A 23,254-nucleotide genomic window follows, 5' to 3' on the forward strand; every position below is an offset into this window, starting at 1 on the left:
TGCAGGATGATCCTGCACATTCACTTTGTAAGAAATTCCCCATTTTCATATACCCAATTTTTAAACTCATTCAATCGTTCTCATATGTTTCCGCTTTTTCTTTATTACTATTTAATGTAACATATTATCGTACTGTGCCCTTAGTGTACAACAAAAAACAGTCTAAAGAAAAGCGGGGCGCGAAAGACTGGGGAGAAACACATATGAACGTACTTGAAGACAAATTAAAACAAAAAGACATACAGCAATTTCGCGATGATTTAATCTCATGGTTTGAACGAGAGCAGCGCGTTCTGCCGTGGAGAGAGGACCAAGATCCATATAAAGTGTGGGTATCTGAAGTGATGCTGCAGCAAACGAGAGTAGAGACAGTGATTCCTTACTTTCTCCGGTTTGTGGAACAATTCCCGACAGTGGAAGCGCTCGCTGATGCTGATGAAGAAAAGGTGCTGAAAGCATGGGAAGGGCTCGGCTATTATTCGCGAGTCAGAAACCTGCAAAGCGCGGTAAAAGAAGTGAAACAGGAATACGGCGGCATTGTCCCTCCAGACGAGAAAGATTTTGGCGGGTTAAAAGGCGTCGGCCCTTATACAAAGGGAGCGGTGCTCAGCATTGCCTACAATAAACCCATTCCCGCGGTTGACGGAAATGTGATGCGTGTCATGTCCAGAATTCTTTCTATTTGGGATGATATTGCCAAACCAAAAACAAGAACGATCTTTGAAGACGCCATACGAGCTTTTATTTCCAAAGAAAAACCATCTGAATTTAATCAGGGCTTGATGGAGCTTGGAGCCTTGATCTGTACGCCAAAATCACCCTCATGCCTGCTATGCCCGGTTCAGCAGCATTGCTCAGCATTTGAAGAAGGCTCTGAACGGGAGCTTCCGGTAAAAAGCAAAAAGAAAAAGCCCGGGATCAAAACCATGGCCGCGATCGTACTGACTGATGAAGACGGACAAGTGTATATCCACAAACGGCCGTCTAAAGGTTTGCTCGCCAACCTGTGGGAATTCCCTAATCATGAAACACAAAAAGGGATCAAAACTGAGCGTGAACAGCTCATTGCTTTCTTAGAAAACGAATATGGCATACAAGCTGATATCAGTGATCTGCAAGGTGTAGTCGAGCATGTTTTCACCCACCTGGTATGGAATATTTCAGTGTTTTTCGGTAAAGTAAAACAAGTGTCGGATACCAGCGAGCTGAAAAAAGTAACGAAAGAAGAGCTCGAACAATTTGCGTTCCCGGTGTCACATCAAAAAATCTGGAAGATGGCAGTAGAAGCAGCCGCCATCGGCTGCTCCGTAAACCATTCTTAATCGTAAGAGACGCGCGTGCCGTGGCTGTAGTCCGCTTCATTGCGCTTCATTCCGCCGCGCGCTTCAATTTCTTGCGTTAATTCCCGGTATTTTGATTGGCCTTCTTCGTTCAAATAAGGCATAATTTGCTGAAAGGCATGATGAAAATAAGCGAGTTCACTGTTCTTCCAATCTTTTTTGGAAACCATGTTCAATTCGCTCATATCACGTCCGACATACATAACAGAAGACCCCCTTTAAAGTTCTTGCCATTATTGTTTGTGGAAATAAAAGAACTATACGCTACAAGGAGATGAGGAAAAATGGAACAAAATAAATGTGCACTCGTTACAGGAAGCAGCCGCGGTGTCGGAAAAGCGGCCGCGATCAGACTTGCTGAGAACGGCTATAACATCGTCATTAACTATGCACGCAGCAAAAAAGCAGCATTAGAAACAGCGGAAGAAATCGAAAAGCTTGGCGTTAAAGTGCTTGTCGTAAAAGCAAACGTAGGACAGCCTGCAAAAATCAAAGAAATGTTTCAGCAAATTGATGAAACGTTCGGCAGACTTGATGTTTTTGTCAATAATGCCGCTTCAGGAGTACTGAGACCTGTCATGGAATTAGAAGAAACACACTGGGACTGGACGATGAACATTAATGCGAAAGCATTGCTTTTCTGCGCTCAGGAAGCTGCCAAGCTAATGGAGAAGAACGGTGGCGGGCATATTGTCAGCATTAGTTCATTAGGCTCTATCCGCTATCTTGAAAACTACACCACGGTCGGTGTATCAAAAGCAGCGTTAGAGGCTTTAACCCGTTATCTTGCCGTTGAGCTTTCACCAAAACAAATTATCGTCAATGCTGTTTCAGGCGGAGCGATCGACACAGATGCGCTGAAGCACTTCCCGAATAGAGAAGATCTGCTTGAGGATGCGCGCCAAAACACGCCGGCAGGACGCATGGTCGAAATTAAAGACATGGTTGATACTGTGGAGTTTCTAGTGTCTTCCAAGGCTGACATGATCCGCGGACAGACAATTATCGTTGACGGCGGACGCTCACTGCTCGTTTAAAAATTTTTAAAAAAGAGGAATAGCTATACGATCACCTGCACATTCTAATGACCGTGGAGGTGATAACAATGGCTAACTCAAATAACTTCAGCAAAACAAACGCTCAACAAGTTAGAAAACAAAACCAACAATCAGCTGCTGGTCAAGGTCAATTCGGCACTGAATTTGCTAGCGAAACAAACGCTCAGCAAGTCAGAAAACAAAACCAGCAATCAGCTGGACAACAAGGTCAATTCGGCACTGAATTCGCTAGTGAAACTGACGCACAGCAGGTAAGACAGCAAAACCAATCTGCTGAACAAAACAAACAACAAAACAGCTAATCACTGAAACAGAAAAAAGCACTTCATCTTCGGGTGGAAGTGCTTTTTTCTGTTTGAAAAACGACAAAACTTGTGGAAGGTCTACAGAATGAGTCAAAGGGTTTGCTTTATGGAGATCGAAATGATTAAAGGAAGAAATGTTTATACTTTCATCAGGCTGAAGGAGGAACCGATGACGGAATTTGAAAAGCTGGTAAGTGAACAGATGAAAACGATGGATAAGCTTCTCGATCTCCAATCAGAGCTCGACCGCTGCAAACAAATTGAGGCGGAACTCCGGCATTTGGAAAGGGATGCAAGGCTGCGTGGGATTCAGGCTGAAATTGCGGTAAAACGGAAACACCTTGCTGATATACAGGATATGTTTCAAAAGCAGACAGAGCAGGTCATTCGTTCATATCGCAGCTCAGAAAAGCCGTCTTCCTTTGTGTAGTGCAGGAATGTGCCATTCCCCGGCCGGAATGGCTCTTTTATTTTCATTTTTCAATTTGTAACGTTATAATAGGTAAAAGACGTTGTCGGTAAGCAAATTTGGACATACTAACTGTAGGGCTTTATAGAAAGTAGGGGAGAAATATGGGCTATCCCAAGGAAGGAGAAACCATTCAAATTCACAGCTATAAGCACAACGGGCTGATTCATAGAATTTGGAATGAGACAACAATCTTAAAAAGTACAGAAATGTGTGTCATCGGAGCCAATGACCGGACGATGGTAACCGAATCAGACGGCCGGACATGGATAACCAGAGAGCCCGCAATCTGTTATTTTCACGCAAGACAATGGTTTAATGTCATCGGGATGCTGAGGGAAGACGGGGTTCATTATTATTGCAACATCAGTTCTCCGTTTGCCTATGATGGCGAAGCAATTAAATATATTGATTATGACTTAGATGTTAAGGTTTTTCCTGACATGACCTACAATATTCTCGATGAAGACGAATATGATGATCATCGGAAAGCCATGAATTATCCAAAAGAAATCGACAGTATTTTAAGAGACTACTTAAATACGCTGCTCCATTGGATTCACCAGCGTCAGGGACCGTTTGCGCCCGAGTTTGTCGATATGTGGTATGAACGGTATTTGCGCTATACAAAATAATGGTTACGTAAAAACCTGTTGCGGGGTACAACAGGTTTTTCACATGGGCTCACACACATCATGATAAAGAGAGAGGGGGAATCAACGTGGGGGTTATGAAACGCTACATGCAATTCGTCAAACCTTATAAGAAGCAAATTTTCGTTACAGTATTAATCGGGATTGTAAAATTTTCCATTCCGCTTGCTCTCCCATTGCTTCTGAAGTACGTAGTTGACGACATTATTCAAGGAGGCGGCACGGCCAGTGACAAAACCACGCAATTGTTCACGATTATGGCGATCATGTTCGCCTTATTTTTAATTTTGCGCCCGCCTGTTGAATATTATCGGCAATATTTTGCCCAGTGGACTGCCAGCAAGGTGCTTTATGATATAAGAGCTAAGCTGTTTGACCATATACAAAAACTGAGCCTTCGTTTTTACGCGAATACAAGAACAGGGGAAGTCATTTCCCGAGTGATTAATGATGTAGAACAAACAAAGGATTTCGTCATCACAGGGCTGATGAATATATGGCTCGATATGCTGACGATTTTGATTGTAATCTCTATCATGCTCACACTGGACGTTAAATTAACGCTGATCTCTATCGTATTATTCCCATTATACGGAATATCAGTGAAGTATTTTTACGGCCGTTTACGAAAGCTGACAAGGGAGCGCTCACAGGCTCTTGCTCAAGTGCAGGGGCATTTGCATGAACGCATTCAAGGCATGCCTGTCATCAGAAGCTTTGCGATAGAAGATCATGAACAGGCTCAATTTAATGAGAAAAACGGGCATTTCTTAGATAAAGCCATCCGCCACACGAATTGGAACGCCAAAACCTTTGCGGTCGTTAATACCATTACAGATTTGGCGCCGCTCATCGTCATAGCGTGCGCCGGGTATTTTGTCATTAATGGACCGCTGACAGTCGGAACAATGGTCGCGTTTGTCGGATATATTGACAGAATGTACAACCCTGTTAGAAGGCTGATCAATTCTTCTACAACTTTGACACAGTCAATCGCATCAATGGACAGGGTGTTTGAATTTATTGACGAGCCCTATGAACTCACTGACAAACCAAATGCGATAAAGGCCGATCAGATTCGCGGAGGAGTGGAGTTTCAAAACGTTTCGTTTCAATATGAGAAGGACAAAGAAAATATTCTTCATGATGTATCCTTAAAAGTAAATAGAGGAGAAACTGTAGCTCTCGTCGGCATGAGCGGAGGAGGAAAATCAACGCTCGTCAGCCTGATCCCAAGATTTTATGATGTAACAAGCGGCAGACTGCTGATTGATGGGACGGATATTCGCGATTATGAAGCAAGAAGCCTTCGCAACCAGGTTGGTATGGTGCTTCAGGATACCTTTTTATTTAGTGAAACGATTCGGGAAAATATCGCGATCGGCAAGCCTGATGCCACACTTGAAGAGATAATCGAAGCCGCCAAAGCTGCAAATGCCCATGAATTTATCATGAGTTTTCCAGAAGGATATGAGACCCGGGTGGGGGAACGAGGCGTTAAGCTTTCAGGCGGACAAAAGCAGCGGATCTCAATTGCGCGGGTATTCCTGAAAAATCCGCCGCTCCTCATTTTAGATGAAGCTACATCAGCTCTGGATTTGGAAAGTGAGCATTACATTCAAGAAGCGATGGACAAACTGGCGAAGGATAGAACAACTTTTGTTGTCGCCCACCGTTTATCGACAATCACCCATGCGGATAAGATTGTTGTCATGGAAAACGGCACAATCATTGAAATCGGAACCCATGATGAACTCATGGACTATGAGAGCCAGTACAAGCACTTATTTACCATTCAAAATTTGAACTAAAACATCAATCTTATATCCTTTTAACGAAGGATATAAGATTTTTTTGTATATAAAAAAACCCGGCTGTTTAACCGGGTTACTCTTCTGTTTCTATTTCGCAGTCTTTCGGATGATACGTTTGAAAACTTGTGATAAGTGTTTCTAAATGTTCAAGCTGCTCGCGATATTCCACGGCGCTTGCCATAATATTGAGCATGTTGTAATCAATAAGCTCCTCATCCGTATTCTGCTGATTTTTTAAAAATGACTTTGTTAAAAGCTGCTTATACCGGATGCCTTCTTCAACCGCGTCATCATGCGGCTTGATTTTTCCGACAAACCTCATCAAAATTCGTTCGTGCCAGTAAAGCAGGTAATCAAGTTCTTCAGTCAATGTTTCCTGAAACTCTTCCGGCATATGATAGATCTCGTTTTCCAGACGATGCAGCTTCTTCAATGTATCAAGCGCCCGATTTGCAGTAATAATGGCCTGTCTGAACAGGACAAGCTTTCTTGATTTCACATAGGTCGTTTTCTTAAAGTAACTTCTTTCTTCTTTATATAGAAGATATGTCTGATCAAGCTTGATCATTTTTTCTTTCAGTTTTTCAATATCCTCTTTCAAAATCGAATGCTCTGTCGACTGCCGCATGGACAATCTGATCCACTTCATAATTTCTTCGGTGTTTTCGACGGTATTATGAATCAGCTTTGTTTCATACTTAGGGGGTAAAAATACAAGGTTGACAATAAAAGAAGAAAGCACCCCTAAGATGACTGTGCTTGTTCTGATCAGCGCGAACATTAAAAAGTCGTCACCGGCGGATTCTAATATCGCAATAACTGTTACAAGAGCAATCGAAATTGTATGTTCAATTTTAAGTTTCAGCATGATTGTAATAACAATAACTGCTGTTAACCCGATCATAATCGGGCTGGGTCCAAAAATAAGGCCGAACACTGTGGCAATCACAGCTCCGATAATATTTGCCTGAACCTGATCAATAATAATGAGAAAAGAGCGGTAAATCGACGGCTGGATCGCAAATATCGCTGCAATCCCAGCGAAAATCGGCGCGGGAAGCCCGATCCACGAAGCCAAATAAAGAGCAAGTGTAATCGCAATCCCGGTTTTGAAAATGCGGGCACCAAGTTTCATTGGTTTGTGCGTGCATTCCTTTCTATAGTAAATTGTGTGACATAGCAAATGGGCTAATCCTTAAAATTCCCGGTTAGTTTATTTGCTAAACAATTAAGTAATATACAGGGATCGATACAAATATTCAAGCTATTTTTCTAGAAAAAGACCAAAATCTTACACGCTGTTTGATTCCATAAAAAAACAGGAGCCCAATGCTCCTGTCCAAGTTGTCTGATTCTAGTTTTTAAGGTGTTTAAAAGCATCCTCGACCGCTGCAAGCGTGTCTTTAATATCCTGCTCTGTATGTGCTGTTGTAATAAACCAGGCTTCATATTTAGAAGGTGCTAAATTAATTCCGCGTTCCAGCATCAGTTTGAAAAACGTCGCGAACGTTTCTCCGTCACTCCGTTCAGCCTGCTCGTAATTTTCCACTTTCTCATCAGAGAAATATACCGTGAGCGCACCTTTTAACCGGTTGACCGTAATGGTGATGCCGTGTGTTTCTGCGTGCTTCAAAATGCCTTCCTCAAGCATAGCGCCAAGGTGATCAAGCTTTTCATACACGCCTTTTTCTTTGAGCACTTCCAGACAAGCGATGCCTGATAGGATGGAAGCGGGGTTCCCTGCCATTGTTCCTGCCTGATAAGCAGGCCCTAGCGGAGCTACCTGCTCCATGATTTCTTGTTTGCCGCCATAGGCGCCAATCGGAAGTCCGCCGCCGATAATTTTCCCGAGTGCTGTTAAATCTGGTTTCACCTGTAAGAGATCCTGAGCGCCGCCATACATAAAGCGGAAAGCCGTAATGACTTCATCGTAAATAACGAGAGCGCCTGCATTATGTGTCAATTCATTTACTTTTTCTAAGAAGCCCTCTTTCGGCTCCACGATACCGAAGTTGCCGACAATCGGTTCAACGAGAACCGCCGCGATTTCACTGCCCCATTTATCAAGAGCTGCTTTATAGCTATCGATATCATTAAATGGTACTGTGATCACTTCGTTTGCAATGCTTTTCGGTACACCGGCTGAGTCTGGTGTGCCGAGAGTAGACGGGCCGGAGCCTGCGGCGACAAGCACAAGGTCCGAATGCCCGTGATAGCAGCCCGCAAATTTAATGATTTTTGTCCGGCCTGTATATGCGCGAGCCACGCGGATGGTCGTCATAACGGCTTCTGTACCCGAATTGACGAATCTTACTTTGTCCATAGCGGGAATGGCTTCTTTGAGCATCTTTGCAAATGTAACCTCGTGTTTCGTTGGTGTTCCATACAATACACCGTTCTCTGCCGCTTTTTTAATCGCTTCTGTAATATGCGGGTGGGCATGTCCTGTAATAATCGGACCGTACGCCGCTAAATAATCGATGTATTTGTTGCCGTCCACATCCCAAAAATAAGCGCCGCTTGCTTTCTCCATTGCAACAGGAGAACCGCCGCCGACTGCTTTATATGATCTAGACGGGCTGTTTACACCGCCGACAATGTGCTGTAATGCCTCATTGTGAAGTTCAATTGATTTTGTATGCAAGAATAAAAACCTCCTATATCTCCATGCGTCCTTTCTATTGTAGCATGCTTCCGAACAAGAACAATGGCTTCGGGCTTCAGATTCAGCTGAGATGGTTGTAATCTGGACAAGAATTGGATACGCTTAATAAAAAACATCCGGAGGTAACGTAATGACTATAGAAATCGGACAAAAAGCGCCTGATCTTGAGTTAAAAGGCGATCATGGGGAAACAGTAAAATTATCGGATTATAAAGGAAAGTACATCGTGCTTTATTTTTATCCAAAGGACATGACACCGGGATGTACAACTGAAGCATGCGATTTTCGGGACAGTCACGAAAGCTTCGCCGAACTGGATGCCGTCATTATCGGCGTCAGCCCGGACAGCCAGGAAAAACACGGAAAATTTAAAGAGAAGCATAACCTTCCATTTCTGCTTCTTGTTGATGACGAGCATAAGCTGGCGGAAGCATTTGATGTGTGGAAGCTGAAGAAAAACTTCGGAAAAGAGTATATGGGAATCGAGCGTTCCACTTTTTTAATTGATAAAGAAGGCCGGCTCATTAAAGAATGGAGAAAAGTAAAAGTAAAGGACCATGTAGCCGAAGCGCTTCAAACCCTCAAAGATATGTCGGAAAAGTAAATCTCTATGAGCCTATGCTTACTTTTACCCTGATATCAATTGACAAATTATCGTAGAAAGAGTTACACTAATTATAAACATTACAATGTAAGAATTTTTTTTAGAAGAGAGGTGCATGACGGATGGCTGCACATGAACTAAAAGAAGCCTTAGAAACGTTGAAGGAAACCGGAGTTCGCATTACTCCTCAACGTCATGCGATTCTGGAATATCTCGTTAACTCTATGGCTCATCCAACAGCGGACGATATATATAAAGCTCTGGAAGGGAAATTTCCTAACATGAGCGTAGCGACAGTATATAACAATTTGCGTGTGTTCCGAGAATCAGGTTTGGTAAAAGAGCTCACATACGGTGATGCTTCCAGCAGATTCGATTTTGTCACATCTGATCACTATCACGCGATTTGCGAAAACTGCGGTAAAATTGTGGACTTCCACTACCCGGGCCTTGATGAAGTGGAGCAGCTCGCTGCCCACGTCACGGGCTTCAAGGTAAGCCACCACCGTTTAGAAATTTACGGCGTCTGCCAAGAGTGTTCGAAAAAAGAAAATCATTAAAAATAAGCTGACCGCACGAAACGGTCAGCTTATTTTATTTCGACATTTTCTTTTTATTATAAGACTCATCAAATTCTTTTCCTTCTAATCCCTTATCTAAAGTCAGCGGCTCTCGGCAATGCATGCACATATCGACTCTTCCTAAAACCTTTGTCTCTTTTTCACAGCCCGGACAAATGACGCGAACCGCTTTGGTCGAAAGCATTCCGATCCAAAAGTAAACAACCGTGCTGAGACCGATGGATAAAAGTCCAAGTATCATAAACAAACTAGATAGCAAAACTGACTCTTTGAAAAAGATCCCGATGTACATAATGATAAACCCAACGAAAACCAAACTTAACGCAAATGTTCTGATTTTATTAATTTTGCTGGAGTATTTCGCCATGTCCATCCCCCTCTGATTTAACTATAGCACAAACTCGATGGGATTTTCTTCATGTTTTCGGTTGAATTGGAATTTACTTATGGAGACTTACTGTGAAATTGTTTATAATAGTTCAATGTGTTTAGAAAAAAGGAATTTCGTTTTAACCATAGAATTGAATCAAATAGAGAATAAAAAAATTTGAACAATTGCATTGGAGGAATAGTGATGGAAAATCTTCTCCGTCCAATTTACCAAGAAAGAGCAAGTCACCCCAATACATTGGCTGTCATTATGATTGAGAGAAGAAACAAAACATCTTCCTTAACAGATAACTTTGATGCAGCTTTGCTGGTGATTGTAAAGGATGCTGATGAGCCAGTTTTTATAAAGCATTATGAATTTGATCATCAAACAGCTTCTTTGCATGTGGTAACAGATTCTCAGATTCAAGAATGGATTTTGCTCGGAACAAATAGAAGAATCATAGATTGGATTGTAAATGGCAGAGTTTTGTTTGACCGTAATGAATACGTAGTTGAACTGATTGAGAGGCTGAATACATTTCCGTTTGCCGAACGTAAACTGAAGATCGGACTCGAATACGGCAAATTAATCAGAAGGTATGTTGAAGGGAAAGCTTTTTTTGAAGCCAATCAATTTTTAGATGCTTACAACGCCGTTGTTCATGCGTTGCATCATTTAGCACGCATTGAAGTAATCGACAGAGGATTCCATCCCGAAACCACGGTGTGGAGCCAAGTGCGGCAGATGGAGCCGCAAGTGTACAAGTTATATTCCGAGCTGATTGAAAGTCACGAGAGCCTGGAAAAAAGACTTGAATTATTATTCTTAGCAAATGATTTTCTCATCCATTCCAAAGCCGAGATCGGTTCGGCGCATCTTTTCGAAGTAATGAAAGAAAAAGACATTTGGCAATTCGGTGAGCTTCTTCAACATCATGACCTAAAGCACTTTACCCAAGATCTTGGCGTTATGCTTGATTACTTGACAGAAAAGGGGCTTATCAACGTCTGCCAGATAGAAACGAAAGGACAGGCTGTCTATCACCGAGGATATTCTTTTAAAAAAGGTGTTGACTCTGATTCTTGACCGTGTTATATTATTAAACGTCGCTGATGCGCTTCTGAGAAAACAAGCTCACAGCGGCGGGAAAATAAAACAAAAAAACATTTGACAAAAGAAAGTCAAAATGTTATATTAATAAAGTCGCTTCAACAAGAAGTGAAAATGATCTTTGAAAACTAAACAAGACAAAACGTACCTGTTAATTCATTTTTAAAAATCGCACAGCGATGTGCGTAGTCAGTCAAACTAGGGCCTGCGCGATGCAGGTCACACAGGTGTCGCCGCAGGATGCGGTGAACTTAACCTGTGATCCATTTATCGGAGAGTTGGATCCCGGCTCAGGACGAACGCTGGCGGCGTGCCTAATACATGCAAGTCGAGCGGACAGATGGGAGCTTGCTCCCTGATGTTAGCGGTGGACGGGTGAGTAACACGTGGGTAACCTGCCTGTAAGACTGGGATAACTCCGGGAAACCGGGGCTAATACCGGATGGTTGTTTGAACCGCATGGTTCAAACATAAAGGTGGCTTCGGCTACCACTTACAGATGGACCATGGCGCATTAGCTAGCGGGTGAGGTAACGGCTCACCAAGGCATCAGATGCGGCTGACCGAGAGGGTGATCTACCACACTGGGACTGAGACACCTACCTAGACTCCTACGGAGGCAGCAGTAGGGAATCTTCCGCAATGGACGAAAGTCTGACGGAGCAACGCCGCGTGAGTGATGAAGGTTTTTGGATCGTAAAGCTCTGTTGTTAGGGAAGAACAAGTACCGTTCGAATAGGGCGGTACCTTGACGGTACCTAACCAGAAAGCCACGGCTAACTACGTGCCAGCAGCCGCGGTGTCACGTAGGTGGTGCGTTGTCCGGAATTATTGGGCGTAAAGGGCTCGCAGGCGGTTTCTTAAGTCTGATGTGAAAGCCCCGGCTCAACCGGGAGGGTCATTGGAAACTGGGGAACTTGAGTGCAGTAGAGAGTGGAATTCCACGTGTAGCGGTGAAATGCGTAGAGATGTGGAGGAACACCAGTGGCGAAGGCGACTCTCTGGTCTGTAATCTGATGCGAGGAGCGAAAGCGTGGGAGCGGAACAGGATTAGATACCCTGGTAGTCCACGCCGTAAACGATGAGTGCTAAGTGTTAGGGGGTTTCCGCCTTCCCTTAGTGCTGCAGCTAACGCATTAAGCACTCCGCCTGGGGAGTAAGCATGGTCGCAAGACTGAAAACCAAAGGAATTGACGGGGCCGCACAAGGTGGAGCATGTGGTTTAATTGAAGCAACGCGAAGAACCTTACCAGGTCTTGACATCCTCTGACAATCCTAGAGATAGGACGTCCCCTTCTGGGGGCAGAGTGACAGGTGGTGGTGCATGGTTGTCGTCAGCTCGTGTCGTGAGATGTTGGGTTAAGTCCCGCAACGAGCGCAACCCTTGATCTAAGCCAGCATTCAGTTGGGCACCTCTAAGGTGACTGCCGGTGACAAACCGGAGGAAGGTGGGGATGACGTCAAATCATCAGCGCCCCTTTAAGGGACCTGGGGCTACATTACTAAAGGCTAATGGACAGAACAAAGGGCAGCGAAACCGCGAGGTTAAGCCAATCCCACAAATCTGTTCTCAGTTCGGATCGCAGTCTGCAACTCGACTGCGTGAAGCTGGAATCGCTAGTAATCGCGGATCAGCATGCCGCGGTGAATACGTTCCCGGCCTTGTACACACCGCCCGTCACACCACGAGAGTTTGTAACACCCGAAGTCGGTGAGGTAACCTTTTAGGAGCCAGCCGCCGAAGGTGGGACAGATGACAAGGAAGTCGTAACAAGGTAGTACGTATCGTAAGTGTGGCTGGACTTCACCTCCTTTCTAAGGATATACGGAATATGGCATCCCCGGGGCCTGAGAAGAGAACGTTCCCTGTCTTGTTTAGTTTTGAAGGAGTTCCTTCGAAACGTGTTCTTTGAAAACTAGATAACAGTAGACATCATATTCACTCAGTAATACAAGATATCACATAGTGATTCTTTTTAACGGTTAAGTTAGAAAGGGCGCACGGTGGATGCCTTGGCACTAGGAGCCGATGAAGGACGGGACGAACACCGATATGCCGGGGGAGCTGTAAGCAAGCTTGATCCGAGATTTCCGAATGGGGAAACCCACCACTCGTAATGGAGTGGTATCCATATCTAACCATAGGATATGAGAAGGCAGACCCGGGGAACTGAAACATCTAAGTACCCGGAGGAAGAGAAAGCAAACGGTTCCCTGAGTAGGGCGGCGGAGCGAAACGGATTAGCCCAACCAAGCAGGCTTGCCTCTTGGGGTTGTAGGACACTCTGTACGGAGTTACAAAGGGACTGAGGTAGATGAAGAGGTCTGAAATACTCGCCATAGGAGGTAACAGCCCCAGTCAAAACTTCGTTCTCTCCCGAGGTGATCCTGAGTACGGCGGAACACGTGAAATTCCGTCGGAATCCGGGAGGACCATCTCCCAAGGCTAAATACTCCCTAGTGACCGATAGTGAACTGTACCGTGAGGGAAAGGTGCAAAAAGCACCCCCGGAAGCGAAGTGAAAGTAGATCCTGAAAGTCCGCAAAGTCATAAGTAGTCAGAGCCTGTTAACGGGTGATGGCGTGCCTTTTGTAGAATGAACCGGCGAGCGGATGATCCTGCGGCGCGAAGAAGATGCGGAGCCGCAGCGAAAGCGAGTCTGAATAGGCTATGAGTACGTGGTCGTAGACCTTGAAACCAGGTGATCTACCCATGTCCAGGGTGAAGTTCAGGTAACACTGAATGGAGGCCGAACCCACGCACGCTGAAAGGGATGAGGTGTGGTAGGGTGGAAAATGCCAATCGAACCTGGAGATAGCTGGTTCTCTCCGAAATAGCTTTAGGGCTAGCCTCATGTAAGAGTCTGGAGGTAGAGCACTGATTGGACTAGGTAATTTTACCGAAAAAAAAAATCTGGGCACTGTCTCAACGAGAGACTCGGTGAAATTATAGTACCTGTGAAGATGCAGGTTACCCGCGACAGGGACGGGAAAAGATTCTGTGGAGCTTTACTGCAGCCTGATATTGAATGTTGGTACAGCTTGTACAGGATGTGGAGCCTTGAAACCGGAGCGCCAGCTTCGGTGGAGGCATCGGTGGATACTTACCCTGGCTGTATTGACCTTCTAATCCGCCGCCCTTATCGGGCGGGGAGACAGTGTCAGGTGGGCAGTTTGGATTGGGGCGGTCGCCTCCTAAAGGTAACGGAGGCGCCCAAAGGTTCCTCTGTGGAACGTTGGAACGCTCCAGAGGAAGGCACAAGGGAGCTTGACTGGGTGAGATTCCATGCAAGTCGAGCAGGGACGAAAGTCGGGCTTAGTGGATCCGCGGGTTCCGGTGGCGAAGCGGCCCATCGCTCAACGGATAAAAGCTACCCCGGGGATAACAGGCTTATCTCCCCAAGAGTCCACATCGATGGGAGGTTTTGCACCTCGATGTCGGCTCATCGCATCCTGGGGCTGTAGTCGGTCCCAAGGGTTGGGCTGCTCGCCTAGCTAAAGCGGTACGGCGAGCTGGGTTCAGAACGTCGTGAGACAGTTCGGTCCCTATCCGTCGCGGGCGCAGAAATTTGAGAGGAGCTGTCCTTAGTACGAGAGGACCGGGATGGACGCACCGCTGGTGTACCAGTTGTTCTTGCCAAGGGCATCGTTGGGTAGCTATGTGCGGACGGGATAAGTGCTGAAAGCATCTAAGCATGAAGCCCCCTCAAGATGAGATTTCCCATTCCGCAAGGAAGTAAGATCCTGAAAGATGATCAGGTTGGATAGGTCTGGAGGTGGAAGTGTGGCGACACATGGAGCTGACAGATACTAATCGATCGAGGACTTAACCTATGCCGGTGTAGCTCAATTGGTAGAGCAACTGACTTGTAATCAGTAGGTTGGGGGTTCAAGTCCTCTTGCCGGCACTGTTTTTTCAAAATTTAATGTGGAGGGGTAGCGAAGTGGCTAAACGCGGCGGACTGTAAATCCGCTCCCTCAGGGTTCGGCAGTTCGAATCTGCCCCCCTCCACCATTTATAGGGGCATAGTTTAACGGTAGAACAGAGGTCTCCAAAACCTCCGGTGTGGGTTCGATTCCTACTGCCCCTGCCAAATTTATGACATCTTGAGATTATGGCGGTTGTGGCGAAGTGGTTAACGCACCAGATTGTGGCTCTGGCACTCGTGGGTTCGATTCCCATCAATCGCCCCATATTATCATTGGGCTATAGCCAAGCGGTAAGGCAACGGACTTTGACTCCGTCATGCGTTGGTTCGAATCCAGCTAGCCCAGTCTCACTTTTTATATCAACTGCATATAATGTATTAAGTCCATTAAAAATGCGGAAGTAGTTCAGTGGTAGAACACCACCTTGCCAAGGTGGGGGTCGCGGGTTCGAATCCCGTCTTCCGCTCCAATTACGGCGGCATAGCCAAGTGGTAAGGCAGAGGTCTGCAAAACCTTTATCCCCGGTTCGAATCCGGGTGTCGCCTTCTTATTGCCGGGGTGGTGGAATTGGCAGACACACAGGACTTAAAATCCTGCGGTAGGTGACTACCGTGCCGGTTCAAGTCCGGCCCTCGGCACCAATTTTACTTACATGGTAAGTTGAATTGGTGTTTGTGTTTTATCATTATAACTAATCATATTAATGATCTACTTATGTAGATCATTTTTTTATTGCTTTGATTTATCATAACAAGCTAAGTTCCGAGCATATTATAAAGCGGCTGATAACTAGTCTCTCAACACTTTTATTTTATATTTCCAAAAAAACTTTTTTGAAATACGTTGACACTTTATGAGATCCATGATATATTTATATTCGTCGGTTAGATACGACGTAAAACTTGCCGGTGTGGCGGAATTGGCAGACGCGCACGACTCAAAATCGTGTTCCTTCTGGAGTGTCGGTTCGACCCCGACCACCGGTATACTGAAAAACCCGTTTCTTAATAGAAACGGGTTTTTATTTTTTATTAAAGAAAAGGAGCCGAGACTCCTTTTTATACTTACTCAGCGTATTGGTCTAGGATCTCTTCTAGCACCTCTTCTAGCTCTTCTGTATCTTCAAGCTCTGATTGGCTGAAACGGACGCGTACAAGCTGTTCTCTGTCATTATACATCTCTTCCAGCCACCCTCGGAGTCCTCTTGCTCTGCGGTCGACTTCGAAAATGATTTCCAAACCGTCTTCGTCTAAAAGGAAAATGAGCTCTAATTCATCAAGCATCTGACGATAATATCCGGAAGTCGGAACGAACTCGAATTCTTGAACGAACGGAAGACGACGCTGGAAGTAGGGCGCTTGTTCGCAGTCTGCTTCGTTAAGACGGAAGCCTAGGTTTTCGATTGCTTCAAGCACATTTTCAATCCAAGGGTGCGCTTCAACGAAAATGCGGTCATGATCGGATTTATCGATACCGCCTTGAATGTCAAGGTCTGTCACCACGGCAACCTCTACTTTCCCTACAGTGATCGGCGTATCTAGAGGCAGAGTAAATGTGAACGGAAATTGATGCTCTTCACCAGGCTGTATGGTAAATGAACCAGTGACCCGGAAAGAATGAATTGTAGCGTATTTCCGGTGCTCTTCATCGTCTTTTACAATGACATACCGTGTGCTAAGCTGTAAATCGATATAACGGATGTCCTGAGCGATTTTTCCGCCTTTTACATGTACCGTTCCCTGTACTTCTTCTCCTGGAAAATATGCGTCTTTTTCTAAAATTGTATCTACTTTTGCAGCTCCAATTCCGGCACTTGCCGCAAGCTTCTTAAAAAATGACATGTTAGATCTTCCCCTTTTTCTTTTTTCTCAACAGATATACGTAAGAAGGAGGAAAAAAGATTCGTTTGATTCATACTTTTTTCCTATTATTCGTCTCGGCCTAGGGACAGACTAAGAATAATATTGAAAATAAAGGAGTGGATGGAAGTGAATAAAGAAAGTTTGGTTGCAGATGAATTACACAGAATGTTTTTGGCTGGTGAGCTGCAAATCACAGTAGAGGAGGATATAAACAATATTTCCGAAAGGCTGAGAAATGGCGATCTCAGTTTAGACCGATTAAGCGGTGAAGACGCGTTTATAAAAGAAACGGTAAATGAGGCTTTAAGAAGAGTGGAGCAATAAAAAAGAGACGGCATCTCATCTTTGAGATCCCGTCTCTTTTTGTGGTCTTTGCTGTAAGATAAATCTAATCGATTTGATTTGGAATTGCTCACCCGAGCCATCCCTTTTCTAACAGAAGATCTGACAGTTCATCATGGAGAAAAACAGTTGTATCTAATTGATCATGCAATGCTCTTCTGATGTGGGGATTTTCGGCTTCTGTTATTGCGACAGTGTATTTGTTAATGCTGGTTTTTATTGTTGTTAACAAATCAAGAATATCTTTGGGACAAAGACTTTGTTCAATGGGAAACCACCTCCTTTGTTTTTTTAGCAGCTCCTGATAAGAAAGTATTTGGCTTTGTTTCTTGCTTCTATACAAAATGCTATAATAAGCAACAAATTTTGTTGGGGGGTGTGATGATGAAGCAGATTATTGCGATGGGGGGCGGGGGTTTTTCGATGGAGCCGGATAATTTGTCCCTCGATCAATATATCCTCAATCAATCAAAACGAGAGCAGCCTCGTATTTGTTTTTTGCCGACGGCGAGCGGAGATTCCGAAAACTATATTCAGCGGTTTTATCATGCATTTCAAACACTGGATTGTGTGCCGTCTCACTTATCTTTGTTTAAGCCGCCATCAACAGATTTAGCTTCTTTTGTTATGGAAATGGACGTGATTTATGTTGGCGGTGGAAATACGCGGAATTTACTTGTGTTATGGAAAGAGTGGGGGCTGGATCATATTCTCAGGGAAGCATGGAAGAACGGTGTGGTTTTAGCTGGATTAAGTGCCGGTGCGATCTGCTGGTTTGAAGAAGGGGTGACGGATTCAGCCGGACCGCTGACAAGTTTGAAAAGTTTAGGTTTTTTGCAAGGGAGCTTTTGTCCCCATTATGACGGGGAAAAGGATCGGAGACCGGCATACCACCAGCTGATATCTAACAAGTTCTTATGCAGTGGCTATGCAGCGGATGATGGGGCTGCTCTCCATTTCATAAATGATCAGCTGTTTCAGACTGTGAGTTCAAGGTCGGATGGAAAGGCATATCGGGTGATGATGGCTGAACATGAAATAGCTGAAATCCCGTTGCCGGTCAAATATTTAGGGTGAAATTGGCTGAATATTATCTATATTCCTCTTTTTTTCAGATTGATTTTATGATAAGATGAGTGCGAAATCAATAGTTACTGGGGGTGCCCGCTTTCGGGCTGAGAGAGAAGGTAAGCTTCTTAACCCTTTGGACCTGATCTGGTTCGTACCAGCGTGGGGAAGTAGAGGAATTGTTTTTGTTATTGTCTTGCTGGGCAATAATATGTTTCTTTCTGACTGTAACCGGGTTCATTTATATGAATCCGGTTTTTTGTGCTGGTTATGGGCTTGATTTTGTCCTTTCAAACGTAGAGAGGGGAAGGAAAAGTAATGCAAAACAATTCAGTGCAGCAAGCCAACATTTCCATTATGTCAAGTTTTTCAGGCAGCAAGAAGGTATACGTGGAGGGTTCTTCTTCGGACATCCAAGTGCCGATGAGGGAGATTGCATTGAGTCCGACGACGGGATCGTTCGGCGAAGAGGAAAACGCGCCTGTGCGTGTCTATGATACAAGCGGACCGTATACGGACCCTGAAGTAACCATTAATATTCAAGAAGGATTAAAGCCGCTCCGCCAAAAATGGATCACAGAGCGCGGTGACGTGGAAGAGTATGAAGGTCGGGCTATAAAACCAGAAGATAACGGTTATAAAAAAGCAAATCCAAACGTAAGCTACCCAGGATTAAAGCGGAAACCGCTGAGGGCGAAGGCAGGTCAAAATGTCACTCAAATGCACTATGCAAAAAAGGGGATCATTACACCTGAGATGGAATTTATCGCCATTCGTGAGCATGTGTCTCCTGAATTCGTCAGAGACGAGGTAGCCAGCGGCCGGGCGATTATTCCTTCAAACATTAATCACCCTGAAAGTGAGCCAATGATTATCGGCCGGAATTTTCATGTGAAGATTAATGCAAATATCGGGAATTCAGCGGTTACGTCATCCATTGAAGAAGAAGTGGAAAAAATGACGTGGGCCATCCGCTGGGGAGCGGATACGATGATGGATCTCTCTACCGGAAAAGATATTCATACGACGCGTGAATGGATTATCCGCAATTGCCCCGTGCCTGTGGGAACTGTTCCGATTTATCAGGCGCTTGAAAAAGTAAACGGCGTAGCGGAGGATTTAACGTGGGAGATTTATCGTGATACGCTAATCGAGCAGGCAGAGCAGGGAGTGGATTATTTTACGATTCACGCGGGTGTTTTGCTTAGGTATGTACCGCTGACTGCCAAACGGACAACTGGTATTGTGTCACGCGGGGGAGCGATTATGGCGCAGTGGTGTCTGGCTCATCATCAAGAAAGCTTTTTATACACACATTTTGAAGAAATCTGTGAGATTATGAAAACGTATGATATTGCTTTCTCTCTTGGGGATGGTTTGCGTCCCGGATCAATTGCTGATGCCAATGACGAAGCGCAGTTTGCTGAATTAGAGACGCTTGGAGAGCTGACGCAAATTGCCTGGAAGCATGATGTTCAGGTGATGATTGAGGGTCCTGGACATGTTCCGATGCATAAAATCAAAGAGAACGTCGATAAACAAATGGACATTTGTAAAGAAGCGCCTTTTTACACATTGGGGCCGTTGACAACGGATATTGCTCCGGGATATGACCATATTACTTCAGCGATCGGAGCGGCGATGATCGGTTGGTATGGGACAGCAATGCTTTGTTATGTAACGCCGAAGGAGCATTTAGGGCTGCCAAACCGTGATGATGTTCGTGAAGGAGTCATTACATATAAGATTGCTGCGCACGCTGCGGACCTTGCAAAAGGGCATCCTGGGGCGCAAATCCGGGATGATGCGTTATCGAAAGCCCGTTTTGAATTCCGTTGGCGGGATCAGTTTAATCTATCTCTTGATCCGGAGAGAGCGCTTGAATACCATGATGAAACCCTGCCTGCTGAAGGAGCAAAAACCGCTCACTTTTGTTCCATGTGCGGTCCGAAATTTTGCAGCATGAGAATTTCACAGGATATTCGGGATTATGCGAAGGACAAAGAGATTAGTGAATGGGATGCTATTGAAGAGGGGATGAAAGAAAAAGCTGAAGAATTTGTGAATCAAGGCAGCCAGCTGTATAAATAATAGATTGACAGTCGAAATGGAATGCGTTTTAATATAGCTAATATCCATTTCCAGTATTTGCTGATCGGAACACCGAAGGCTCTTATCGTTTAGATAAGGGCCTTTTTTGTATGAAAAAGGAGGGATTATTGATGGGAGTCAAAAAAGAAAAGGGGAGAAAACGATTCAGGAAGCGAAAAACCTACGGGAATCAGATTTTGCCGCTTGAGCTGCTGATTGAAAAAAACAAACGAGAGATTATAAACAGCGCGGAACTCATGGAAGAAATTTATATGAAGATTGATGAGAAGCATACGCAATGTGTAACTAAATATAAAAAAACCCGCTGACTACAGCGGGTTTTTGCATTTCTCCATTAAGCATCTTTTTTAATCGGCAATCCAAGGCCTTCTGCCACGCGTTTTCCGTATTCAGGATCCGCTTTGTAGAAGTGCTCGATTTGACGAAGCTTGATTTCTTCTTTTTCTACCGGCTTCATAGCATTAACGATATTTTCAACAAGGCGGGTACGTTCATCTTCACTCATTAAACGATACAGATCACCGGCTTGAGTGTAGTGATCGTTGTGATCGTAGCTTACGCTGTCAGCGATACCTTGTACCGGATATGCTGCTTGCTTATCTTCAGGTGACTCTTTCGGACCGCCGAAGCTGTTAGGCTCGTAATACACAGATCCGCCGCCGTTATCATCAAAACGCATTTGCCCATCACGCTGATAATTGTTTACTTTGTTGCGTGCGCGGTTGATTGGCAGCGCTTGATGGTTTGCACCGACACGGTAGCGGTGTGCATCATGATAAGCAAAAAGTCGGCCTTGAAGCATTTTATCAGGAGAAACATCAATACCAGGCACGAGTGTTCCAGGTGAAAATGTCGCTTGTTCTACCTCTGCAAAGTAGTTTTCCGGATTTCTGTCTAGAACCATGCGTCCGACCTCGATTAACGGGTAGTCTTTTTGAGACCAAACTTTTGTGACATCAAACGGATCGAAACGATACGTATTTGCATCTTCTAAAGGCATGATTTGCACATATAGTTTCCATGCAGGATAATCACCGTTTTCGATTGCGTTGAAAAGGTCTTCTGTATGGTAATCAGGGTTTTCACCGGCAATTTTTGCTGCCGTATTGACATCAAGGTTTTTCACGCCTTGTTCTGTTTTAAAGTGATATTTAATCCATACGCCTTCACCTTCGGCATTTGTCCATTTGAATGTATGGCTTCCGAAGCCGTGCATGTGGCGAAGTGTTGCAGGAATTCCGCGGTCAGACATCAGGATTGTCACTTGGTGAAGTGACTCTGGTGAAAGTGACCAGAAATCCCATACAGCCGTAGGGTTTTTTAGATGTGTTTTTGGATCTCTTTTTTGTGTATGGATAAAATCAGGGAACTTAATCGCATCGCGGATAAAGAATACAGGCGTATTGTTGCCGACGATGTCGTAGTTTCCTTCTTCAGTATAAAATTTAACAGCAAATCCGCGCGGATCGCGAACTGTGTCAGCAGAGCCAAGTTCACCGGCAACTGTTGAGAAACGGATGAACAACGGTGTGCGTTTGCCGACTTCAGAAAGGAAAGCGGCTTTCGTGTATTTTGTTACGTCGTTTGTCACTTCAAAATATCCGTGTGCGCCTGCTCCTTTGGCGTGAACAACACGTTCAGGAACACGTTCTCGGTTGAAATGGGCCAATTTTTCGAGTAAATGTACATCTTGAATTAAAGTTGGTCCGCGAGAACCGGCAGTCATTGAGTTTTGATTATCTCCAACCGGAGCGCCCCAGCTAGTTGTCAGTTTATTTGAACTCATGTTATCACCTCTTGGAATTTATAAGAACATAATATCATCTCTAAGTAAAAAGTCAATATTATTTTATAATTATTATAAAATAGTTATCTCTATTAATCGATATCTAGTATCGAAATTGTTGAAAAACCTTGTTGTAACAGCTTTTTATGACACTTAATAATTTTTGGAGAAATAATTTTTCCTTCTCTATTTGCGAAACAAGCAGAGTAAGTGATAAACAAGGATATCAAAAATCGTATTTAAAAAAGAGTTGACATATCGGAATAATTTGAATTAACATGTTATTCAAACAAAAAACAATTGGGCAGCTGATCGGACCGCCGAAGGCTCTCATCTCTACAAGAACAGAGATGGGGGCCTTTTTGTTTTTTTGAAGGCGGGGTTGGCAGAAAGAGAGGGATAAAAGTGGCTGTGACCATCAGCATCAAAGAAAAGGCATTTGTTCAAGAGGGCCGCAAAAACACGGTCTTAGAGAACATAGAATTATCAATCGCACCAGGCGAATTTCTAACGCTTATCGGACCGAGCGGGTGCGGAAAAAGCACCCTGTTAAAGATTATTGCAGGGCTTGATTGTGAATATGACGGGAGTGTGGAAATTAACGGCCGCAGCGTAACAGCTCCGGGTATTCAGCAAGGATTTATTTTTCAGGAACACCGCCTCTTTCCTTGGCTGACTGTTGAGCAGAATATTGCAGCCGACTTGAATTTGAAGGACCCAAAAGTCAAACAAAAGGTGGATGAACTGATCGAGATTGTCAGATTGAAAGGATCGGAAAAAGCATATCCGCGCGAGCTGTCAGGCGGCATGTCACAAAGAGTAGCCATCGCCCGGGCCCTTCTGCGGGAGCCTGAGGTGCTGCTTTTAGATGAACCGTTTGGTGCACTCGACGCTTTTACAAGAAAACACCTGCAGGACGTGCTGCTGGATATATGGAGGAGGAAAAAAACAACGATGATTCTCGTGACTCATGATATAGATGAATCTGTTTATTTAGGAAATGAGCTTGCGATCCTTAAGGCCAAACCGGGGAAAATCCATAAGCTGATGCCCATTCACCTGGCGTATCCGCGGAACCGGACGACTCCGGATTTCCAAGCGATCAGACAGAGAGTGCTGTCGGAATTCGAGAAAACAGAAGATTTGGAGTACGCAGAAGGATCAGGGATATAGAAAGGGCGG

At 44.6% G+C, this 23,254-nt stretch carries 21 protein-coding genes, 9 tRNA genes, 1 rRNA gene, 1 riboswitch and 1 other annotated feature; of the genes, 24 read left to right on the forward strand and 7 right to left on the reverse strand.

From position 1 onward, the window contains the following. The first annotated feature begins 203 nt into the window (after positions 1-203). On the forward strand, positions 204-1,322 hold the full coding sequence (gene mutY / locus NYE56_RS04225) for an A/G-specific adenine glycosylase (protein ID WP_335450298.1): 1,119 nt from the start codon (positions 204-206) through the stop codon (positions 1,320-1,322). Here mutY and NYE56_RS04230 read toward each other — a convergent pair. Then, on the reverse strand, positions 1,319-1,543 hold the full coding sequence (locus NYE56_RS04230; RefSeq protein WP_003233542.1) for a hypothetical protein: 225 nt from the start codon (positions 1,541-1,543) through the stop codon (positions 1,319-1,321). The genes mutY and NYE56_RS04230 overlap by 4 nt on opposite strands. A gap of 81 nt (positions 1,544-1,624) precedes the next feature. Here NYE56_RS04230 and fabL point away from each other — a divergent pair, with 81 nt between their 5' ends. The 5 genes from fabL to NYE56_RS04255 all read left to right on the forward strand — a co-directional run bounded on the left by fabL (position 1,625) and on the right by NYE56_RS04255 (position 5,636). Then, positions 1,625-2,377, forward strand: coding sequence for an enoyl-[acyl-carrier-protein] reductase FabL (gene fabL / locus NYE56_RS04235; protein WP_003223262.1), 753 nt, complete (start codon positions 1,625-1,627; stop codon positions 2,375-2,377). A 68-nt stretch (positions 2,378-2,445) separates the two neighbouring features. Further along, positions 2,446-2,700, forward strand: a complete 255-nt coding sequence (sspE, locus tag NYE56_RS04240) for a gamma type acid-soluble spore protein SspE (RefSeq protein ID WP_003233541.1) — start codon at positions 2,446-2,448, stop codon at positions 2,698-2,700. Between the two features lie 172 nt (positions 2,701-2,872). Beyond that, positions 2,873-3,133 (forward strand): YgaB family protein, encoded by a 261-nt coding sequence (locus NYE56_RS04245; protein WP_003242708.1) that lies wholly within the window; start codon positions 2,873-2,875, stop codon positions 3,131-3,133. 143 nt (positions 3,134-3,276) lie between these two features. Continuing rightward, positions 3,277-3,807 (forward strand): nucleoside tri-diphosphate phosphatase, encoded by a 531-nt coding sequence (gene ntdP / locus NYE56_RS04250; RefSeq protein WP_003223272.1) that lies wholly within the window; start codon positions 3,277-3,279, stop codon positions 3,805-3,807. Positions 3,808-3,893: 86 nt separating this feature from the next. Then, on the forward strand, positions 3,894-5,636 hold the full coding sequence (locus tag NYE56_RS04255; protein WP_123374138.1) for an ABC transporter ATP-binding protein: 1,743 nt from the start codon (positions 3,894-3,896) through the stop codon (positions 5,634-5,636). A 76-nt stretch (positions 5,637-5,712) separates the two neighbouring features. Here NYE56_RS04255 and NYE56_RS04260 read toward each other — a convergent pair whose 3' ends face one another. Both NYE56_RS04260 and NYE56_RS04265 read right to left on the reverse strand, forming a co-directional pair. Beyond that, positions 5,713-6,774: an aromatic acid exporter family protein gene (locus NYE56_RS04260; RefSeq protein WP_003233537.1), complete on the reverse strand. Its 1,062-nt coding sequence runs from the start codon at positions 6,772-6,774 to the stop codon at positions 5,713-5,715. A gap of 219 nt (positions 6,775-6,993) precedes the next feature. Beyond that, a complete protein-coding gene (locus NYE56_RS04265) occupies positions 6,994-8,283 on the reverse strand; it encodes a glutamate-1-semialdehyde 2,1-aminomutase (RefSeq protein ID WP_015715541.1) in 1,290 nt (429 codons plus the stop codon). 151 nt (positions 8,284-8,434) lie between these two features. On the opposite strand from NYE56_RS04265, the gene bcp reads away from it, so the two are divergent. Further along, a complete protein-coding gene (bcp, locus tag NYE56_RS04270) occupies positions 8,435-8,908 on the forward strand; it encodes a thioredoxin-dependent thiol peroxidase (RefSeq protein WP_003233532.1) in 474 nt (157 codons plus the stop codon). 122 nt (positions 8,909-9,030) lie between these two features. Then, entirely contained in the window at positions 9,031-9,468 is a 438-nt protein-coding gene (perR, locus tag NYE56_RS04275; protein WP_003223285.1) for a peroxide-responsive transcriptional repressor PerR, read from the forward strand. Between the two features lie 34 nt (positions 9,469-9,502). On the opposite strand, the gene NYE56_RS04280 is transcribed toward perR, so the two are convergent. Beyond that, on the reverse strand, positions 9,503-9,856 hold the full coding sequence (locus NYE56_RS04280; RefSeq protein ID WP_014113119.1) for a YgzB family protein: 354 nt from the start codon (positions 9,854-9,856) through the stop codon (positions 9,503-9,505). 207 nt (positions 9,857-10,063) lie between these two features. Here NYE56_RS04280 and NYE56_RS04285 point away from each other — a divergent pair, with 207 nt between their 5' ends. The 11 genes from NYE56_RS04285 to NYE56_RS04335 all read left to right on the forward strand — a co-directional run bounded on the left by NYE56_RS04285 (position 10,064) and on the right by NYE56_RS04335 (position 15,888). Beyond that, complete coding sequence (locus NYE56_RS04285; RefSeq protein ID WP_268556106.1) at positions 10,064-10,948, forward strand: nucleotidyltransferase-like protein; 885 nt, start codon at positions 10,064-10,066, stop codon at positions 10,946-10,948. A 291-nt stretch (positions 10,949-11,239) separates the two neighbouring features. Continuing rightward, positions 11,240-12,787 (forward strand): 16S ribosomal RNA (locus NYE56_RS04290). Positions 12,788-12,953: 166 nt separating this feature from the next. Then, positions 12,954-14,806, forward strand: a sequence feature (23S ribosomal RNA rRNA prediction is too short). A gap of 1 nt (position 14,807) precedes the next feature. Next, a tRNA-Thr gene (locus NYE56_RS04295) sits at positions 14,808-14,880 on the forward strand. 22 nt (positions 14,881-14,902) lie between these two features. Beyond that, positions 14,903-14,987: transfer RNA gene (locus tag NYE56_RS04300), tRNA-Tyr, on the forward strand. Between the two features lie 5 nt (positions 14,988-14,992). Continuing rightward, positions 14,993-15,066 (forward strand) — tRNA-Trp (locus NYE56_RS04305). Positions 15,067-15,090: 24 nt separating this feature from the next. Further along, positions 15,091-15,166: transfer RNA gene (locus tag NYE56_RS04310), tRNA-His, on the forward strand. 9 nt (positions 15,167-15,175) lie between these two features. Beyond that, a tRNA-Gln gene (locus NYE56_RS04315) sits at positions 15,176-15,247 on the forward strand. A gap of 49 nt (positions 15,248-15,296) precedes the next feature. After that, positions 15,297-15,371: transfer RNA gene (locus NYE56_RS04320), tRNA-Gly, on the forward strand. A 5-nt stretch (positions 15,372-15,376) separates the two neighbouring features. Beyond that, a tRNA-Cys gene (locus NYE56_RS04325) sits at positions 15,377-15,447 on the forward strand. A gap of 7 nt (positions 15,448-15,454) precedes the next feature. Further along, positions 15,455-15,543, forward strand: a tRNA-Leu gene (locus tag NYE56_RS04330). Positions 15,544-15,806: 263 nt separating this feature from the next. Continuing rightward, positions 15,807-15,888, forward strand: a tRNA-Leu gene (locus NYE56_RS04335). Between the two features lie 78 nt (positions 15,889-15,966). Here the strand turns inward: NYE56_RS04335 and spo0M are convergent. After that, positions 15,967-16,743, reverse strand: coding sequence for a sporulation control protein Spo0M (gene spo0M / locus NYE56_RS04340; protein WP_335449005.1), 777 nt, complete (start codon positions 16,741-16,743; stop codon positions 15,967-15,969). 141 nt (positions 16,744-16,884) lie between these two features. On the opposite strand from spo0M, the gene NYE56_RS04345 reads away from it, so the two are divergent. Next, positions 16,885-17,088, forward strand: a complete 204-nt coding sequence (locus NYE56_RS04345) for a hypothetical protein (RefSeq protein WP_014479229.1) — start codon at positions 16,885-16,887, stop codon at positions 17,086-17,088. A gap of 88 nt (positions 17,089-17,176) precedes the next feature. On the opposite strand, the gene NYE56_RS04350 is transcribed toward NYE56_RS04345, so the two are convergent. Beyond that, entirely contained in the window at positions 17,177-17,449 is a 273-nt protein-coding gene (locus NYE56_RS04350) for a spore coat protein (protein ID WP_335449007.1), read from the reverse strand. Between the two features lie 41 nt (positions 17,450-17,490). On the opposite strand from NYE56_RS04350, the gene NYE56_RS04355 reads away from it, so the two are divergent. The 3 genes from NYE56_RS04355 (at position 17,491) to senS (ending at position 20,594) form a co-directional block, all read left to right on the forward strand. Then, a complete protein-coding gene (locus NYE56_RS04355) occupies positions 17,491-18,183 on the forward strand; it encodes a Type 1 glutamine amidotransferase-like domain-containing protein (RefSeq protein ID WP_217019804.1) in 693 nt (230 codons plus the stop codon). Positions 18,184-18,252: 69 nt separating this feature from the next. Beyond that, a riboswitch (TPP riboswitch) is annotated at positions 18,253-18,360 on the forward strand. Positions 18,361-18,492: 132 nt separating this feature from the next. Next, positions 18,493-20,265 (forward strand): phosphomethylpyrimidine synthase ThiC, encoded by a 1,773-nt coding sequence (gene thiC / locus NYE56_RS04360; protein WP_169037379.1) that lies wholly within the window; start codon positions 18,493-18,495, stop codon positions 20,263-20,265. Positions 20,266-20,396: 131 nt separating this feature from the next. Then, on the forward strand, positions 20,397-20,594 hold the full coding sequence (gene senS, locus NYE56_RS04365) for a transcriptional regulator SenS (RefSeq protein ID WP_003245192.1): 198 nt from the start codon (positions 20,397-20,399) through the stop codon (positions 20,592-20,594). 26 nt (positions 20,595-20,620) lie between these two features. On the opposite strand, the gene katA is transcribed toward senS, so the two are convergent. Then, positions 20,621-22,072, reverse strand: a complete 1,452-nt coding sequence (katA, locus tag NYE56_RS04370) for a catalase KatA (RefSeq protein ID WP_014476225.1) — start codon at positions 22,070-22,072, stop codon at positions 20,621-20,623. A 405-nt stretch (positions 22,073-22,477) separates the two neighbouring features. On the opposite strand from katA, the gene NYE56_RS04375 reads away from it, so the two are divergent. After that, entirely contained in the window at positions 22,478-23,245 is a 768-nt protein-coding gene (locus NYE56_RS04375; RefSeq protein ID WP_187954432.1) for an ABC transporter ATP-binding protein, read from the forward strand. Positions 23,246-23,254 lie beyond the last annotated feature (9 nt).

The sequence above is a fragment of the Bacillus sp. FSL R5-0603 genome, from assembly GCF_038050295.1.
In the GTDB taxonomy this organism is placed as follows: Bacteria; Bacillota; Bacilli; order Bacillales; family Bacillaceae; genus Bacillus; species Bacillus subtilis.

Excerpts from the sequence above, each read along its gene's own strand:
- thiC (WP_169037379.1), top strand. The coding sequence starts at position 18,493 with ATGCAAAACAATTCAGTGCAGCAAGCCAACATTTCCATTATGTCAAGT.
- NYE56_RS04280 (WP_014113119.1), bottom strand. The coding sequence starts at position 9,856 with ATGGCGAAATACTCCAGCAAAATTAATAAAATCAGAACATTTGCGTTA.
- spo0M (WP_335449005.1), bottom strand. The coding sequence starts at position 16,743 with ATGTCATTTTTTAAGAAGCTTGCGGCAAGTGCCGGAATTGGAGCTGCA.
- katA (WP_014476225.1), bottom strand. The coding sequence starts at position 22,072 with ATGAGTTCAAATAAACTGACAACTAGCTGGGGCGCTCCGGTTGGAGAT.
- perR (WP_003223285.1), top strand. The coding sequence starts at position 9,031 with ATGGCTGCACATGAACTAAAAGAAGCCTTAGAAACGTTGAAGGAAACC.
- bcp (WP_003233532.1), top strand. The coding sequence starts at position 8,435 with ATGACTATAGAAATCGGACAAAAAGCGCCTGATCTTGAGTTAAAAGGC.
- ntdP (WP_003223272.1), top strand. The coding sequence starts at position 3,277 with ATGGGCTATCCCAAGGAAGGAGAAACCATTCAAATTCACAGCTATAAG.
- fabL (WP_003223262.1), top strand. The coding sequence starts at position 1,625 with ATGGAACAAAATAAATGTGCACTCGTTACAGGAAGCAGCCGCGGTGTC.
- mutY (WP_335450298.1), top strand. The coding sequence starts at position 204 with ATGAACGTACTTGAAGACAAATTAAAACAAAAAGACATACAGCAATTT.
- NYE56_RS04355 (WP_217019804.1), top strand. The coding sequence starts at position 17,491 with ATGAAGCAGATTATTGCGATGGGGGGCGGGGGTTTTTCGATGGAGCCG.
- NYE56_RS04345 (WP_014479229.1), top strand. The coding sequence starts at position 16,885 with ATGGAAGTGAATAAAGAAAGTTTGGTTGCAGATGAATTACACAGAATG.
- senS (WP_003245192.1), top strand. The coding sequence starts at position 20,397 with ATGGGAGTCAAAAAAGAAAAGGGGAGAAAACGATTCAGGAAGCGAAAA.
- NYE56_RS04230 (WP_003233542.1), bottom strand. The coding sequence starts at position 1,543 with ATGTATGTCGGACGTGATATGAGCGAATTGAACATGGTTTCCAAAAAA.
- NYE56_RS04245 (WP_003242708.1), top strand. The coding sequence starts at position 2,873 with ATGACGGAATTTGAAAAGCTGGTAAGTGAACAGATGAAAACGATGGAT.
- sspE (WP_003233541.1), top strand. The coding sequence starts at position 2,446 with ATGGCTAACTCAAATAACTTCAGCAAAACAAACGCTCAACAAGTTAGA.
- NYE56_RS04285 (WP_268556106.1), top strand. The coding sequence starts at position 10,064 with ATGGAAAATCTTCTCCGTCCAATTTACCAAGAAAGAGCAAGTCACCCC.
- NYE56_RS04260 (WP_003233537.1), bottom strand. The coding sequence starts at position 6,774 with ATGAAACTTGGTGCCCGCATTTTCAAAACCGGGATTGCGATTACACTT.